At 34.9% G+C, this 16,801-nt stretch carries 16 protein-coding genes and 2 pseudogenes; 8 read left to right on the top strand and 10 right to left on the bottom strand.

The window, feature by feature from the left end:
• Nucleotides 1-18: 18 nt before the first annotated feature.
• Nucleotides 19-480 (bottom strand): DUF2691 family protein, encoded by a 462-nt coding sequence (locus ACK1U5_RS03085; RefSeq protein WP_448814766.1) that lies wholly within the window; start codon nucleotides 478-480, stop codon nucleotides 19-21.
• Nucleotides 481-707: 227 nt separating this feature from the next.
• The gene (locus ACK1U5_RS03080; protein WP_087875525.1) at nucleotides 708-1,142 is read right to left on the bottom strand and encodes a ferritin-like domain-containing protein; all 435 of its coding nucleotides are present in this window, start codon (nucleotides 1,140-1,142) and stop codon (nucleotides 708-710) included.
• A gap of 271 nt (nucleotides 1,143-1,413) precedes the next feature.
• Here ACK1U5_RS03080 and ACK1U5_RS03075 point away from each other — a divergent pair, with 271 nt between their 5' ends.
• Nucleotides 1,414-1,920: a GNAT family N-acetyltransferase gene (locus ACK1U5_RS03075; RefSeq protein ID WP_087875526.1), complete on the top strand. Its 507-nt coding sequence runs from the start codon at nucleotides 1,414-1,416 to the stop codon at nucleotides 1,918-1,920.
• A gap of 164 nt (nucleotides 1,921-2,084) precedes the next feature.
• Here ACK1U5_RS03075 and ACK1U5_RS03070 read toward each other — a convergent pair whose 3' ends face one another.
• On the bottom strand, nucleotides 2,085-3,266 hold the full coding sequence (locus tag ACK1U5_RS03070; RefSeq protein ID WP_087875527.1) for a YhgE/Pip domain-containing protein: 1,182 nt from the start codon (nucleotides 3,264-3,266) through the stop codon (nucleotides 2,085-2,087).
• 171 nt (nucleotides 3,267-3,437) lie between these two features.
• Between ACK1U5_RS03070 and ACK1U5_RS03065 the strand changes: the two genes are divergently transcribed.
• On the top strand, nucleotides 3,438-4,055 hold the full coding sequence (locus tag ACK1U5_RS03065; RefSeq protein ID WP_048568571.1) for a TetR/AcrR family transcriptional regulator: 618 nt from the start codon (nucleotides 3,438-3,440) through the stop codon (nucleotides 4,053-4,055).
• 55 nt (nucleotides 4,056-4,110) lie between these two features.
• Here the strand turns inward: ACK1U5_RS03065 and ppsA are convergent, their stop codons facing one another.
• The 4 genes and pseudogenes from ppsA to ACK1U5_RS03045 form a co-directional block, all read right to left on the bottom strand.
• The gene (gene ppsA / locus ACK1U5_RS03060; RefSeq protein WP_087875528.1) at nucleotides 4,111-6,717 is read right to left on the bottom strand and encodes a phosphoenolpyruvate synthase; all 2,607 of its coding nucleotides are present in this window, start codon (nucleotides 6,715-6,717) and stop codon (nucleotides 4,111-4,113) included.
• Between the two features lie 132 nt (nucleotides 6,718-6,849).
• Nucleotides 6,850-7,011, bottom strand: a complete 162-nt coding sequence (locus ACK1U5_RS03055) for a YolD-like family protein (protein WP_015382330.1) — start codon at nucleotides 7,009-7,011, stop codon at nucleotides 6,850-6,852.
• Nucleotides 7,012-7,484: 473 nt separating this feature from the next.
• A pseudogene (locus tag ACK1U5_RS03050) lies at nucleotides 7,485-8,128 on the bottom strand (LysE family translocator).
• Between the two features lie 136 nt (nucleotides 8,129-8,264).
• Nucleotides 8,265-8,846, bottom strand: coding sequence for a DJ-1/PfpI family protein (locus ACK1U5_RS03045; RefSeq protein ID WP_000722336.1), 582 nt, complete (start codon nucleotides 8,844-8,846; stop codon nucleotides 8,265-8,267).
• A 142-nt stretch (nucleotides 8,847-8,988) separates the two neighbouring features.
• Between ACK1U5_RS03045 and ACK1U5_RS03040 the strand changes: the two genes are divergently transcribed.
• The 4 genes from ACK1U5_RS03040 to ACK1U5_RS03025 all read left to right on the top strand — a co-directional run bounded on the left by ACK1U5_RS03040 (nucleotide 8,989) and on the right by ACK1U5_RS03025 (nucleotide 12,596).
• Entirely contained in the window at nucleotides 8,989-9,426 is a 438-nt protein-coding gene (locus tag ACK1U5_RS03040) for an Lrp/AsnC family transcriptional regulator (RefSeq protein WP_000372089.1), read from the top strand.
• 106 nt (nucleotides 9,427-9,532) lie between these two features.
• Nucleotides 9,533-10,282 carry a glucose 1-dehydrogenase gene (locus ACK1U5_RS03035; protein ID WP_000347901.1) on the top strand — a complete coding sequence of 250 codons (750 nt, stop codon included), beginning with the start codon at nucleotides 9,533-9,535 and terminating at the stop codon, nucleotides 10,280-10,282.
• 685 nt (nucleotides 10,283-10,967) lie between these two features.
• Nucleotides 10,968-11,825: an MBL fold metallo-hydrolase gene (locus ACK1U5_RS03030; RefSeq protein ID WP_087875529.1), complete on the top strand. Its 858-nt coding sequence runs from the start codon at nucleotides 10,968-10,970 to the stop codon at nucleotides 11,823-11,825.
• Between the two features lie 294 nt (nucleotides 11,826-12,119).
• A complete protein-coding gene (locus tag ACK1U5_RS03025; protein ID WP_000680670.1) occupies nucleotides 12,120-12,596 on the top strand; it encodes a YndM family protein in 477 nt (158 codons plus the stop codon).
• Between the two features lie 35 nt (nucleotides 12,597-12,631).
• On the opposite strand, the gene ACK1U5_RS03020 is transcribed toward ACK1U5_RS03025, so the two are convergent.
• The gene (locus ACK1U5_RS03020) at nucleotides 12,632-13,147 is read right to left on the bottom strand and encodes a DUF3231 family protein (protein ID WP_002101091.1); all 516 of its coding nucleotides are present in this window, start codon (nucleotides 13,145-13,147) and stop codon (nucleotides 12,632-12,634) included.
• A 294-nt stretch (nucleotides 13,148-13,441) separates the two neighbouring features.
• A complete protein-coding gene (sasP, locus tag ACK1U5_RS03015) occupies nucleotides 13,442-13,654 on the bottom strand; it encodes a small acid-soluble spore protein, SasP family (protein WP_000002840.1) in 213 nt (70 codons plus the stop codon).
• Nucleotides 13,655-13,919: 265 nt separating this feature from the next.
• Here sasP and ACK1U5_RS03010 point away from each other — a divergent pair, with 265 nt between their 5' ends.
• Together ACK1U5_RS03010 and ACK1U5_RS03005 are read left to right on the top strand one after the other, a co-directional pair.
• On the top strand, nucleotides 13,920-15,053 hold the full coding sequence (locus tag ACK1U5_RS03010; protein ID WP_000649093.1) for a zinc-dependent alcohol dehydrogenase: 1,134 nt from the start codon (nucleotides 13,920-13,922) through the stop codon (nucleotides 15,051-15,053).
• 235 nt (nucleotides 15,054-15,288) lie between these two features.
• Nucleotides 15,289-15,672: pseudogene (locus ACK1U5_RS03005) on the top strand (manganese catalase family protein); the annotation flags it as partial.
• Between the two features lie 261 nt (nucleotides 15,673-15,933).
• Here the strand turns inward: ACK1U5_RS03005 and ACK1U5_RS03000 are convergent.
• A partial coding sequence (locus ACK1U5_RS03000) for a lyase family protein (RefSeq protein ID WP_448814765.1) occupies nucleotides 15,934-16,801 on the bottom strand: 868 nt, incomplete at its 5' end.

Here is a 16,801-nt window from a genome sequence, read left to right as displayed (position 1 = left end):
TCCCCTTTCCTATCGCTATCATACTGATAAACGCGTTCTACCGTCATTTTCGTCGGTAACGTATTCAACATAATAACCTTGATTCCTTGCGTTTTCATACATCAATTCAATCTGTTTTTGATCTTTAGCGTAAATTGTGACGTATGTACAATCCGCAACTAGTAAAACTAATTCACACTTACTCTCTTTAAATTCTTCATATGTTTCAATATCTACTACTTCCTCTCCTTTTGAATACGCTTTTAAATCTGCAAAAATAACATAATATATATTGTCTTTAAATAATGTTTTCAAATCTGATCCTTCCACTATACTTGGTCCTTCTGGAAATAATGCCTCATCCAATCCACCACGTGCTATTAAGTATGACTCCTCACTCCCTACCCACCAATCATATGAAGAAATATCAATTGGCTTTAACACTTTCCAAAGTAAATTATCATATTCATTTGGAATATCTACTGTAATTCCTCTTTTCATTTATTTGCTCCTAGCTTATTTATTTTCGTTTTCATTTCATACATTATATACCAAATTAAATTACCATATTTTATCGATATCTATGTAACTTGTATTTCACCGCGAAAAAAAACCGTCCCACTACTTATGAAACGGTTTCTTTATGCTTATTAAGTTTTTCATGCAATTGTTGCACTGCGCTTTAAAATAACTTCTAATATATTCACCACATCAGTCATTCTTAATGCTCACTTCGACTTCACAAAATAATATAAAAACCATACCGCATGATTTTGTTCATCCGCAGCTATTCTCCGTAACAAATCTTTCAGATGTGCATCCGATGTCTCATCTGAAATTTCCAAATAAAAATCTACTGTTTTTTGTTCATCTTGTATAGCGAACTCTAATCCTTGTAAATACGTATTTGGGCAGTCTTCAGTAATTTGTGGTTTCGGCTGCCTACCAGTTAAGTTCGTATAAATTTGTACAAAGTTGTGGAAATGCTTTATTTCATCATTACGAATTTCAAGAATTTGTTTTTGTTCTACTTGATTTGGAGCCATATTCGCTAATTTTGCATAGCAGCTTATGGCGCTATACTCTCCATTTATAGCTTTTTCAATATCACTTATCAACTTATCATTTTGCCTATACCAATCATAATAATTTGAATTATACATCGTATCCCCCCATACTTTCGCTTAACATTTTATGCATTTAGAAATAGTAGGAGCCTGTGTATTTAACGGGACGGCTTTAGAATGAAAGAAAAGTTTGAGAAAAGGGTCTATTTTGCAAAGGAATTGCTTATGCATAAAATAATACTATTGTATACTGTTGCTATAAACTCTCGCGGGAGTTAGGAAAATAAATTCGCGAATCAACGATTGGTTCAACATGATGCGGTGCGAAGCTATTATGAGTTAAGTGACATAATTAGGAGGTTCCACTATGCCATCTTTATTTAAAACTATGGAGTTCCAGCTAAAAACCGAACGACTTGACCTGAGTATGTGGGAGGAATCCGATTCAGTTTGGATGAGGAAATTAATTGGCGAACGTGGTGTGGACATGCCGACCCTCGACTCCGTTCATAACCGGCTTATTGAGATGCGTAAGAAGGCAGATGAAAATGGCATTTCCCTTCTCACTATTCGAAGAAGAGACGAAGGCGATTTCATCGGATACTGCGGCTTGATTATCGGTCGTTCCACACTTGAAGAGCCGGAGATTGCATACGAGTTGTTCCGCAGCGCTCATGGTAAAGGTTATGCGACTGAGGCGGCATCTGTTGTACTGGACGCGGCGATTGCTACTGGGCGCCAAAGACTTTGGTCGACTGTAGGTGCTTGGAATATCGCTTCCCTCCGGGTACTAGAAAAGATAGGATTTAAGCGTCATCACAGTACGTGGGATGACGAACGTGGTGAGATTGTCTGGAATGTACGTGACCTTTAGAGATCCCGACTTAATTCTAAACATAACACTTTTCAACAATTAGGTGTTTACATTGAGGAAAAGCCAGAAAAATTAACAAACTTTATTATCAGCAAATATTCATTCTTCAGCTTATAGATTTCATCAAAAAAAGCCGTTTCACTAATTAGTGAAACGGCTTTTTTTTAAGCATTCAATTCTGTTTTATGCCCTTTTACTACACTACGTTTGAATGCAGTTGCTAATATAGTAACCATACTTACTATACCAATCCAAACGAGTACAGTAACAGGAGTATTCCAACTTAACCCTTTTCCGAAGAAGAAGATTTCTCTTAGGCCTTCAATCATAAATTTCATTGGTAACCATGAGTAAACCCAGTCTTGATAAAACGGAGACAACATCTCAGGTGCTAATGATAGTAACGGCGCCCCGAAGAATAGTAATAAAGCGAATAAACCGATTCCTTTTAGCCCAACCAATGAAAGTACCGCAGATATCATTAAGAAGAAACTAAAAGAAGTAATGGATAAGAATAGAGCTGTATCCGTGAAGTTCGAAATATTTAACCCTACCATCCCATCCGCAATCCATGTAAGACCAAATCCAATTACAAGTGTCGCAATAGCTCCTGTTACGATTTGGTTTACTTTTAACAGAAAGTTTTCTTTTCTTGAGCTTACTGGCATTTTACTAATCGCAATAAAAATAATCGCTGCACTAGCTAAACTTGCAATCCATAACGGCTGGAACAATGATATTGGTGAGTTACCGTTCGCACTATTTTTGCCGACCTCATTCATATTTTTCACGTTCTTTACAATAGGTGTTACTAATTTCGCAGCTTGATCTGTTGTTACAGTATCTCCTTTTGCTTTCAATCCTTCTAATAGTTGTGTACGAACAGTATTGTTCATATTATCAACAATCGCCTGTAATATTTGTCCTGCCATAGTTGATGCAGCCGTATTCATTCCTTGATTAATATATATTTCTATCTCAGGTGAAGATGGCTGTGGTGTTCGTAACGACGCTTGTTTTGCGCTAAATTCTTTCGGGATGACTAATGCCGCGTAATACTCTTTATTGTTTAATCCCTTTTGAACGGCTTCTTTATTTTTTACTTCTACCCACTTCACTGCGAGTTCTTCCTCTGATTTCGCTGTTTTTTTCATGTTATCAACGATCGTTTGCCCCATATTCATTTTCGGTTGATTTGGAATTTCTACACCTTGATCCTCATTTACAATTGCAATTGGCAAGTTTTTCGGCTTTGGTTGAACAGTTGGAAATAACGTTAATGAAAAAATAAAAACAACAAGTAGTGCAATAACTGGTGATAACAATAAAAGTTTATTTTTAAACATTTTCTTTTCTCCTCCCTTAATTCGATCTATAATAACCAACAACGTGTTGTTTATTTATATTTTGAATTATATGTTCGAGTTGAACCTTATACAATAATCAAAAATCGTGAATGTGTTGGTTATAAGACACATTTTCTAAATGTGTTGAGTAAAATTAAGGAGGGATATGCTTTGCGCGATAATAATTTAGATTTGCGTGTTGTTCGTACAAAAGCTGCCATACGAAATGCATTGGTGGAGCTAATTGAAGAAAAAGGTTTTGACGCCATTACAGTGAAAGATATTACAACGAAAGCAAACATTAATCGCGGTACTTTCTATGCGCACTATCAAGATAAATTTGATTTAATGACAAAATGCCAAGAAGACATTATGTACGAGTTTTCTAACATTGCTAAACAGAAATTCCCAGAAGTTATTGCTGACCTTGGATCAAATCCTTCTCCAACAATGCCATTTATACTTATCACTTCTATTCTTGCATTTCTAAATGAAAATAGTGATTTTATGAGAGCTGTACTAAGTCCGAAAGGAGATTTATCTTTCCAAACAAAACTGAAAGACTTTATGTGGAAAACATTATTTGAAGATACGAATGGTCCTCTCATTAATAAGGAGAATTTACTTGTTCCAAGCGAATACTTAACTTCTTATATGGCATCTGCGCATATAGGTGTCATCCAACAATGGTTAAATAATGGACAAAAAGAAACACCTGAGGAGATTGCTCGCTTTTTATCAACAATCGCAGTTCATGGACCTTTTTATGCGGCTGGCTTAAAGAAATAAGTCAGCTATATAATAAAAGAACATCCACTATAATAGCGGATGTTCTTTTATTTCATTACAACACTTCAATATACCCTTCTGTTCCATGTACCCGAATTCGTTGTCCGTCTTTTATTAATTTCGTAGCATTCTCTACTCCAACGACTGCTGGTAATCCATATTCACGTGCGATAACTGCTCCGTGCGTCATAAGTCCGCCAACTTCAGTGACTAACCCTTTTATAGACACAAACAATGGTGTCCAGCCAGGGTCAGTAAAAGCCGTAACTAATATATCTCCCTCTTCTAAATTCGCATCTTCCATGTTTAAAATAACGCGAGCTCTCCCCTCAACTACTCCAGACGAAACAGGCAGACCTGCAATGGCGTCAGCTGGGAGGTTTTCTCGTTTATATTTACCTGTAATGATTTCTCCATCAGACGTCATTATACGAGGAGGCGTTAGTTTTTCGTATAATTTATAATCATTTTTTTGTTTATGAATAAGCTCATAATTTAGTTTATTCGTGCGAATAACTTCGTGAAACTCTTCAAAAGTTAGATAGTATATATCATCAACTTCATGAATGACACCGCTCTGCACAAGTTGCTCAGCTTCTTTCAGTAACGCTTGCTTATATATGAAATAACGATTAATCATACCGTATTTTGGATATTCACGATAGCCGATAAAATTACGGATATTACGAATCATTCGCTTCGTTTCTTCTACTTTTTGTTTTCCACCCGATAAGTGCTGTAATCGATCTACTAACTCTTCTTCTTTTTTCAAAGCTTCTTGCAGTCCTTCTTCAAATTTCCGCTTACTCGCACCATATTCAAAATCTCTTATATTATTTAAAATCATCGGGATAATTGTAGTTGGCTTTTCACTCCAGCGCGTTTTCGTAATATCTATTTCGCCACTACATCTCATTCCGTATTTATTTAGAAAAGCATCGATTGCCTCTCGAGCTTTTTCCCCGCCTTTAAACTGAACTAATTCATCTAAAAAGCTTTCATTTTCTACATGTTGTAAATACGCAATAACTTCTTCGTACGGCCGAATCACATCAGCGACATCCATTAATGCTAAACCCATTTCAGATGTAATATTATTTTGTACGGATTGAGAAAGCGTGTCTGCTGCATTTTTTTCACCTAACCATTGCTCCATCTTTTCATTTATCCATGTTGAAGCATTCATACCAGCCATAATGACAGCGATACTTTGCGGGTTAAACAATACTTTCTTTAATTGCTGAATATCTTCCAAAATAAAATCAAGTACGTCCACTCCTGATTTCAGTTGCATATTTTGTTTTAACTCTTCAAGTGATGCTTCACTATTCTTTATTAATTCCGTAACGATTGCTGGATCATTTTCGATTTCTGGTTGCGTGCTTGCAGGTGGCACACCTTTACCAACACTCTTTTCTTTTTCATCATCCGGTAACAATGTAATAAAATTATCTCGCTCGACTACAGTCGTTAATGCATCTCTTATGAGCGGATCTGATTTTCCTAACGTATTTATTAAGTAATCTCTGCTAGCAGGTGATGCTAATCTTTGTGTAGCATCCACAAACAGCCTTCCGCCCGCTTTACGCATTGGGGCACTTGTCGTTAACAGGAAAAAAGATAAACCTAATGGTTTCATCGCATCGGTCATCATTTGTTGGTGACCAACTGATATATACACGTGATTTTCCCCATCATTTACTTCTGGAATTGGATATAAAGTCGTAATCGGTCTGCTTTGGACTATATAAATTGTATCATCAACTAAGCACCATTCAATATCTTGCGGACAACCAAAATAAGCTTCGATTTGTCTTCCGATGCGTGCTAGTTGTAAAATCTGTTGTTCAGTAAGTGTTTGAACTTTTTGCTTATTAGGAGCAATTTTCTTTCTCTCTGTTCCGCCTTCTTTTCGTCCATAGATGGCTAATTTTTTCGTTGCGATGACCTTTTCGACGATTTCATCTTCTTTTACCTTATAATTATCGGCAGAAACCAATCCAGATACTAGCGCCTCGCCAAGTCCAAAGCTGGCATCGATTGACAACACCTTCCTATTCGAAGTAATCGGATCCGCAGTAAATAAAATCCCTGAAGCCTCAGGGAAAACCATTTTTTGAATGACAACACATATAGAAACTTGATTATGTTCAAAACCATTTTGCATGCGGTACGTAACTGCTCGCTCTGTAAATAAAGACGCCCAGCACTTTCTTACATGCTGTAAAATCGCTTCTTCTCCGATAATATTTAAATACGTATCTTGTTGACCTGCAAATGAAGCATACGGTAAATCTTCAGCCGTAGCACTAGAGCGCACGGCATACGCATGTTCATTTCCAAAACGTGAGAGATAATGAGTTACCGCTTCCACTACATCAGAAGGGATTTCTACTGCCATAATAACTTCTCTAATCTTCTTACTTATTTCACCAATTTGAGCTCGCTCTTCCATTTTCAACTTTGTTAGCTGCTGCAACAAAGTTTGAAGATCCTCATTTTGCTCGATAGCCTTTTCATATCCTACCGTTGTAACACAAAATCCTTCGGGTACTTGTATACCTTGAACGCTTGATAACTCCCCTAAATTCAAACCTTTTCCACCAACGAGTGAAAGCTGCGTTTTTTCTATTTCTTGAAAATCGAGAACGAAAGAACTCATGTAACATCTCTCCTTACTATGCATGTGTTCTTGATTGTAGCAGGAGTCAATACGAATAAACAGTCTATTTCGAACTTGATTTACATGATATAATTAAGTTAGGAAGAGATAACTATTTTTATTTCTCCCCCTCTAATCCACTTCAATTACATCTCCAAACTTAAACATTCTTTGATTATGAAAAGCATCCGTACAAGTAATCGTCTTATTTAATGGATTTATATTAGCTACTGTTATGTAATTTTTATATAGATAGCCATTCTCTAAAATTTTTATAGTGTAATCCACTTTCAATAAAAGTCAAAAAATATGTTCGTCAATTAAATCTTCACAAATATTTAATGCTTATAAATTAATATTCATCTCATATATAAGTTCTAAGAAATTTAGATAAAAAAGACATTATTTTTGATGATCTAAACTAATTGAAACTTTAATTAAATTATATATCTATAACAACATAGAGCAATGTCATAACGAATTGAAACCGAAAGTTTCTTAAAGTAGAAAATTCGGCTTCTTTTATATCGAAATTTGCTTAGCGTATATTTTCGTTAAAATGCGGGTAGTACCCCATCGCTATTGAGCTAAGCTCATACACCATCAATTATAGTAGAGGCTACGTGTAAAGAATTTAAAGACCCCTCAGGGATTAATGAATTCCTGAGGGGTTGCCTACGTGATATAACATATTTACAATTATGTTACGTTTAAAATACGTATCTTTTTCATTTACCTTATAACCACCCTATTTAAGTTTATAAGAACTATGCTTTTGAGATAAAAGTCATTACTTGTTTTATAAACTCATAACCAAAATAACCACTAAATCCGAATAGGACTATTGCGGCAAATATAGATACTCTTTTAATAAAGGTTGGATTTAAAAACGTCTAGTAAAATGAACAAAGCTTAATAAGATCATATCATGCATAAAGATACCTAATAAAATACCTACAGCTATTAATATAAATGTAGATGTACTTGCATTACCTAATGAAGAAACGAGAACCGGGCCAAAGACCCCTATCCAAAATACAATATTAGCCGGTGATATAGCAATCATAAAACCAGATAAATAAGCTGATAATAAAGATTTATTAGGATCTTCTCCATCTATGTTAACTTCCGACTTTGCTTCTTTAATGCTTTCTATTCCAATAAACATTAAAAATATAAAACCTAGGAGCCACATAACTGTTTCTACCCATGGATTGGTTAATACACTAGAGAACCCTAGATAAATCAGGACTATTAAAGATAAATCTACAGTCATTCCTCCTATACCTACAAACCAACCATGTACGAAACCATTTCTCATTCCTTGTTTCGTCATTTGGACTGTCATAGCACCTGCGGGTATTGCTAAAGATAAACCTAACAAAATATATGTGAAAAGTGTTATAATCATAAAAATTCTCCTATTATAAGTATTGTAATAATCAAACCCTTTTTCTTTTTCCTCGGGTTCAGCAAATAGAACTAGAGCACGGCGACTTTTCACATTACTTCTAGCAAGCATCAAAAACTCATAAGAAGATAAATGCCTAAAATCCCATAAGATCCTTTACATGTTCAGCATTCTTTTTAGATGTTAATTTTTCAAGTAATAAAAACGCAACATCAAAAGCTGTGCCTGGATTTGATGATGTAATAATATTTCCATCTTGTACTATTAAATCATTTTGTACGATTGCACCGAAATTCTTTAACTGCTCTTTTCGTTTACTCGTTGGATGACTGTATGTGGTAGCTTTTTTACCTACAAGAATTCCACTTTTTCCAAGCGTTAATGATGCAACACAAATACTGGCAATAGGCTTCTGCTTGGCATAAAAATGTTGAATAACATGTAAGAATTCTCTACTGTATGCATCCCGATAAAAACCAGCCTCTTCAAATCCTCCTGGAATAGCTAGTGCATCAAATTCATCTAATTGAATATCATCAACCGTTTTTTCCGGTATGACAGTAAAATTCCAAGTACAAGTTAATTTATTCCGAAGACCAACTGTTACGACCTCGGTTGATCCATCTCCCTCCCATTTATTCCAGCCTAGTACATCTGTAAATACACTAGCTTCTACTGCTTCAAACCCGTCAGCTAATAATAATAAAATCTTTTTCATATCGTAAACCGCCTCCTTCTACCCTTATTTTATAGAAGTATAGAAGGCTGATAAATAAGTTCAATAAGGATATTTGATTGTTTTTCTTTATTTTATAAAGAATTTAGGTTATTCTATTTTATAAAAAAAGGTTGGATAATTTATGGATCAAATTGATAAAAAAATCGTGGGACTATTACAGTCAAATGCAAAAATTTCAATGAAGGATTTAGCGGAAGCGGTTCACTTATCTTCCCCGTCAGTAACTGAGCGAGTACGAAAGTTAGAGGAACAACAAATTATTGAAGGTTACCATGCACATGTTTCTCTAAAAAAAATAAATCGTCCAATTTCTGCACTTATACTGTTTAAATCAACAAATTGTAAATCATTATCTAACTTTTGCTACAATCATCCAGATGTACTTGAGTGTTACAGAGTAGCAGGAGAAATTAGCTATATTGTCAAAATAGCAACACATTCTGTAGAAAGTTTAGAACAATTTATTGATGATTCAATGCAATATGGTACGCCATCAACGAATATTGTGTTATCTTCTTATGAAAAAAAGATAATTACTCCTTTTATTAGTGAAGAATAAAAATACTGGCATAATCAATTAACTATTGCTTATGCAGAAGGATAATTTTTGTATGTTATATTAAAAAATAAAGACGTTATATTTTTTTAAAAGGAGTGTAATTACAATGGATTTTTCTAATAAATCAGTGATCATAACAGGGGCTGGAAATGGAATCGGGAGAGGAATTGCTTTACATTATGCAGAAAAAGGGGCCAATGTTATTTTAGCAGATATAGACGAAAAAGCAGGTGCAAAAACAGTTACTAAGATGAAAGAACAGGGTAAAGAAGCACTTTTCGTACAAACAGATGTAAGGCTGGAAACAGATATTATTCGATTAATGGAAGTAGCTAATCAAACATACGGTCAGATAGATATTTTAATTAATAATGCAGGAAAAGAGTTATTCAAGTCTCCTTACGATATTTCGCTAGAAGAATGGGACGATGTAATAAGCACAAACCTAAGAAGCGTTTTCTTGGGTTCACGTGAAGCAGCAAAGTATATGCGTCATAACAAAGAAGGTGGATCTATCGTGAATATTGCCTCTACAAGGGCGATTATGTCTGAGCCAAATTCAGAATCTTATGCTGCCACAAAAGGTGGGATCGTTGCTATTACACATGCGCTCGCAGCCTCATTTAGCGAAGATAGGATTACCGTGAATGCTATTTCCCCAGGTTGGATTGAAACAGGAGATTATTCAAAATTAAGTAAAATTGATCATGAACAGCACCTATCAAAGCGTGTAGGAACACCAGATGATATTGCACGAGCCTGTCTGTATTTAACAGCCAGCGAAAATGATTTTGTTACAGGTATAAACCTTGTCGTAGACGGTGGAATGACGAGGAAAATGATGTATGAGGAATAGGCGGTAATCAATCAAGAAATACAGATTCGCTATCAATAAAGCCTACTTTATCCAAGGTGATTTACCGAATCATCATGTGAATTTGAAATACAATTGAACTGTTTATAAAAAAGATGAACCGGAATTTCCTATCTCTAATAAAGAAGGGATTTCCGTTTTTCTTTCGGATGAAACATGTGAAAATGAATAAAAACCATGAAGTACTTAATGCAAGGACACCAGCTACACTAAGAGCGTTAGTTAGATAAAAAATAGAATATATCATATAGCTAGTAAGAGATATTAGTATCACTGAACGGGCTGTTAATAGCTATTGAAAAGCATAATTTAATCAATCTCAATTACATCACAAAACTTAAATATCCTTTGATTATGAAAAGCATCGGTACAAGTAATCGCCTCATTTAATGAATTTCTATTAGAAACTGTTCTGTATTCTTTATAAACCTACGTTAAAATATTCAGATGAACCTTTTATTAACTCATAACCCCTCCTCAAAAAATAGTAAAAACTACACTTGTGAAATCAATATTTTCTGTTTGCACTTTATATAAATCGATATGTCTCCACCTTAATTTTTGTTTTTTGTAATCCCCACTAATTCTTTTCTCAAATCCCCCAAAATGGATTTGAGAAATTAGGGAACTATAATGTCGTATTGAAACATATTAAGGGGGACAAAAGGTGAACAAGGAAATGAATTATGGAAGTGATTACAAGTTTATTCCAGCAACTTCAATTGAAAGTGGTCACGGCATCGAAGTATTACCTGATTTATTTTGCTACACGATTCAAATCGTCAACATATGTTTTGTTGGGAATCCGCATACCGATGATTTTGTTTTAGTTGACGCTGGAATGCCTAAATGTGCAAATGAAATTATCTCTGTTACTGAGGAGCGATTTGGTACAAATAGCCGTCCAAAAGCAATTATTTTAACTCATGGGCATTTTGATCATGTTGGAGGAATAATTGAACTCATTAAATATTGGGATGTTCCAGTCTATGCCCATCAAATGGAGATACCGTTTTTGACTGGACAACAAAGCTATCCTGAACCAGATCCAACAGTTGAAGGTGGTATGGTAGCGAAAATGTCTCCCCTGTTCCCTAATGAACCGGTTGATTTAGGAAATAGCGTAAAAGCACTACCTATCGATGGAACTGTTCCCCATATGCCAGAGTTTAGATGGATTCATACACCAGGGCATACTCCTGGGCATATTTCATTATTCCGAGAGAAAGACCGAACTTTAATTGCTGGGGACGCTTTTGTTACAGTGAAACAGGAGTATCTGTATAAAGTAATAACTCAAGAACAGGAAATAAGCGGACCCCCTCGTTATTTAACAACAGACTGGAAAGCAGCTAAAGAATCAGTCATTAAATTAGAAGAATTAAAGCCTCTAGTCGCTATTACTGGACATGGGATACCAATGTCAGGTGAATTGCTATCAACAAGCCTCAAAACACTCGTTCAAGAATTTGATAAAATTGCTGTACCTGATTACGGAAAATATATAGATAAAAAGATGCATTAAATGCGGAAATACTTTGTTTATTTTTATATTAATGAATCAAAACACCAACGAATATTAAGTTTAATATGAAAAAACACTGTACTTAGGCAACATCTCTATTATAAGAATGGAACTACCCTTTATGAATAAAGCTCGATATTCCGCAAATACTATCCATAGTATAAGCCTGCTTCTTACCCAGGTTGTACTTCTTACCATTAAGGGGTGATTAAAACGGGTTACGCTATATAAAAGCATAATCCGTTTTTAATGAAATATTGTATTCCATATACGTTTAAACAATGGAGGAAAATGATGAAACATATTGTTGCCTTATTAATTAAATACACAGCGATAACTGCAGTATTGCTAATCATGCTCAGTATCTTTCAAGGCATTTCAATTCCTAGAGTATTACTAATTTCTCTTTTTCTTACGGGAGCTGCCTATTTAATCGGAGACCTCTTCATTTTACCTAAATACGGAAATATGATTGCTACAATGGCAGATTTCGGCTTAAGCTTTTTCGGAACTTGGTTACTAACATCCTTGTTTACTAATTTAGATGCTACTCGTAACATTGGACTTTCTTCATTTATAGCCGCTTTAATTATTGGTGGAACAGAAGTTTTCTTCCATATTTATATGAAGAGGCTAGTGCTACGTAACGACGATGAATTAAAAAATCGCAATCATATTCATCATGATAAATATGCTATGGAAATATCAGATGAATATATAGATTCTTCCACAATAAATAAATCCAAGCTTGAGGATACATCTAAAAAATAAAAAAGTGGCCAATGCCACTTTTTTATTTTTGTTTATTAAGCTTGATCAGAATTTCTTACATGTAACGGAGGTGGAACTACCCACCCTTTTTTCTTACTTAAACGTAGCAGAGTTACACCTGCCTGCGCTTTTTTCATATGAAATTGGCCAAATAGCATCCCTACATCTTCTCGAAGACATTTTCCCATCACTTGACTACATGTCACAAGTCCAGCTGCTAATCCTGCAGAAACAGCAGCAGCAATTTCAACATCATTAATACGTGCTCCCGGAGGAATGTCTTCGATAGATGCAACTGGTCGTTCTGGAGGAGCAGGCGGTAAAGCGACCCCATTAATCTTTAAAAGAGCTTTTAATTCTTCTATTTCCGAATTCATATCATTTTCAATTAAGCCTTCTAAAAACTTCTTCAAGTCTTCATCACCTGTATGATTCATAAATACTTGATGGCTTGCAATCGCACCCTGTGCAGCAAGAAGATAGCTCCAAATGTCAAATACTTCACCGTAATGTAACGGTTCATTTTGAGGATTTCCACTTAATATACCCATTTTTAAATTCCTACCTTTCGAAAATATCATAATAAATATTGATTTCAATATTGAAATCAAATTTTTAAGTATGCTTTTTCCTGCAAAAGATTTTCTACTATGCATGGAAAACACCTTTCCAACACCGCGTGTTTATTGTTTAGGAAAGTAGTTTACAAATTAAATACTCAAAGATTATGAAAGAAGATTATCAATAATCTTTGAGTGAGTATCTGTTTAATATAAGGTTTTTTATTTTTATGAATACACAAAAGAAATTGATTTACATATTTGCTATATTTTAAGCCAATTTACTTAGCGGTTAGCTCTACCACCAAGTTGTTGTTCTGCCATTGCTACTAAACGTTTTGTAATTTCGCCACCAACAGATCCGTTTGCACGAGCTGTTGTATCTGCACCAAGTTGTACACCAAACTCTTGTGCAATTTCATATTTCATTTGATCAAGAGCTTGTTCAGCACCTCGAACTAACAATTCATTACGACTTCCACTATTATTGTTTGCCATCTTATTTCACCTCCGATGTTTTTAATATGCTACAAATTATGAAATAATAATTATCCTTTTTATGGAAATTAGATTATGAATAAAAATTGATTTTTTTCTTAAAGTAGGGCAAAACATATAAGAAAGAATAACTGATATAACATACTTTCATAACAACACTATGTATATTTCCTAATTCCCTTCAGTAAATAAAAGAAAGATTTCTATTTCACCAAGAGATTAAATAAAATTATGTTTTGAGACATAATCCAAAAGGAGATATGAGATGAAAGCTGTAACCTATCAAGGACCAAATCAAGTACAAGTTAAACAAGTTGATGATGCAAAGTTAGAGAAAAAAGATGATATTATTGTAAGAATTACTTCAACCGCTATTTGCGGTTCTGATTTACATTTATATCAAGGTAACATGCCCTTACCTCAAGGATACATTATCGGCCATGAACCAATGGGAATCGTTGAAGAAGTCGGGCCAGATGTCACTAAAGTGAAAAAAGGCGATCGTGTTGTCATCCCCTTCAACGTTTCTTGTGGACATTGTTTCTATTGCCAACATGAAATGGAAAGTCAATGTGATAACTCAAATCCTCATTACGATTCTGGTGGATACTTTGGTTATACGGAGAAATTTGGTAATCATCCAGGCGGACAAGCAGAATATTTAAAAGTTCCATTTGGCAATTTTACTCCATTTGTTATACCGGAATCATGCGAGCTTGAAGATGAATCCCTACTATTTTTATCAGATGTTTTACCTACAGCCTATTGGAGTGTAATAAACGCAGGCGTTAAGCCAGGTGATACTGTTATCGTCCTTGGTTGTGGACCTGTTGGATTAATGACACAAAAATTTGCTTGGATGCAAGGTGCTAAACGTGTAATTGCAGTGGATTACTTAGATTATCGGATGAATTATGCAAAAAAGATTAACAATGTCGAGGTATTTGAGTTTACAAAATTCCCCGATATGGGAGAACATTTAAAGGAAATTACACATGGTGGTGCCGATGTAGTTATTGATTGTGTGGGGATGGATGGAAAAAAATCGCCACTAGAATTTCTGGAACAAAAATTGAAATTACAAGGCGGAACTCTCGGCCCTATTCAAATAGCTACGAAAGCCGTAAGAAAATATGGAACGGTTCAAATGACTGGCGTTTATGGTGGCAATTATAATGCATTTCCACTCGGAGCATTTTGGGTTAGAAATATTAATCTTAAAATGGGACAAGCACCTGTCATTCATTTTATGCCAGAACTATTTAAAAAAATAACAAATAAAGAATTTGATCCAAAAGAGATTATTACACACAAAATCCCCCTTGAAGAAGCGAGCTACGGTTATCAAATTTTTAATAATCGTGAAGATGATTGTATAAAAGTCATTCTGAAGCCTTGAAGCTACAATTCATTATTCTTAATGAAAAGATAAGATTACATTTCGTAATCTTATCTTTTTTTATTAAATGCTAAGTATCTATCCCCTATTTTCATCTCACATCTAAAATAGTTATTTTCAAAAATTTTTCATTTTGAGATAATAATTAATTGGTAAAAACATGAATTAAAGTATTAAGTAACCAAACAGCGGACACGATAACAATGTTAACTAACTTAAAAGAGGTGTACTTTAAAAAACTAGAATTTATGAAATGAGTTCCAATCAAACTTTTAGAGAAACACTTGCATTTTTAATTGTACGTGATAATGCACATCAAAATGCTTTCGCAAAAGCTTTAGAGACATTGGGTGTTGAATGGGGGAAACTCTTCCCTGTGCCCAACTATGATATTAATAAATACCCAGAGTGCAGAAAGTATGTAGACATGGGATTCCATAACGCACAATTTAATTTTAGTTTAGATCCAACAAGAATGGGAGAAATATTCCAAGGTGAATCACCAAGTAGAAACAAAGGAACATTAGCAGTAACTGACCCGCCAAAAGGTTTTCCTGTACCAGAACTTCCTGAAATACCAAATGAGCATAGTCCTGGATTAAAAGATATGGGTCTTTAAGATCATTATGGCCAACTATTGATTCATGGTTGGTCATAGTTATTTATAAAGATTCATGTAAACTTGTTGTTAACATGATAGGATATTTTAATAAATCCTCTTTATTTAAAAGTGGTGTTGATCATATTTCTGCTCCTCTTAATGTTGTTTCTATGAACCATTAAACGCCACTGTATACTTACTTATAATCTCCCTACCTCTATTCACGTATAACATCCCTATATTGTAAACAAAGAGGAGGGACTTGTCCCCCCTCTTCTTTTAATTTTTCTTTAAAAGAATTGCTCCTGCAATCCCTGGGTGTGTCATTTCGAATGGATCTAGAATTAATTCTAAGTCCTCTTGTGACAATACACCATTTTTCACACAAAGTTCTCGAACGGATTGCCCTGTCGCGATTGCTTCTTTCGCAACGCGAGCTGCTGCTTCATAACCAATATGAGGGTTCACAGCTGTAATAATTCCTACACTTTTCTCAACATACTCTTTTAAGCGCTCTTCATTCGCTTCAATTCCTTTTAAGCAATTATCTGTAAAGGCACGGAAACCGTTATTCATAATGCTAATCGATTGCAGTAAGTTGAAAACAAGTACTGGTTCCATCACGTTTAATTCTAATTGTCCTGCTTCTGAAGCAAGGCAAATTGTATGATCATTACCTATTACTTGGAACGCAATTTGATTAATAACTTCTGGCATAACAGGGTTTACTTTCCCTGGCATAATAGATGAACCTGGTTGACGAGCTGGTAACATAATTTCCGCTAAGCCAACACGTGGACCTGATGCCATTAAGCGAAGGTCATTCGCGATTTTAGACATATTCATCATACATACTTTAAGTGCTGCAGATACTTCAGTATAAGCATCCGTATTTTGCGTCGCATCTACTAAATCTTCTGCACCAACAAGCGGTAGTTCACTAATTGCAGCTAAATGTTTTACAACTGCTTCAATATATTCTGGATCTGCATTTAAGCCTGTACCAACTGCAGTTGCCCCCATATTTACTTCATATAAATGTTGACGCGATTGTTGAATTCGTTTCATATCACGTTCAAGTACGCGAGAGTATGCTTTAAACTCTTGTCCAAGACGAATTGGCACCGCATCTTGTAAATGTGTACGC

This window comes from Bacillus sp. XB1, assembly GCF_053557995.1.
Note: the sequence above shows the minus strand (reverse complement) of the source record. Positions and strands in the feature narration are given on the sequence as shown.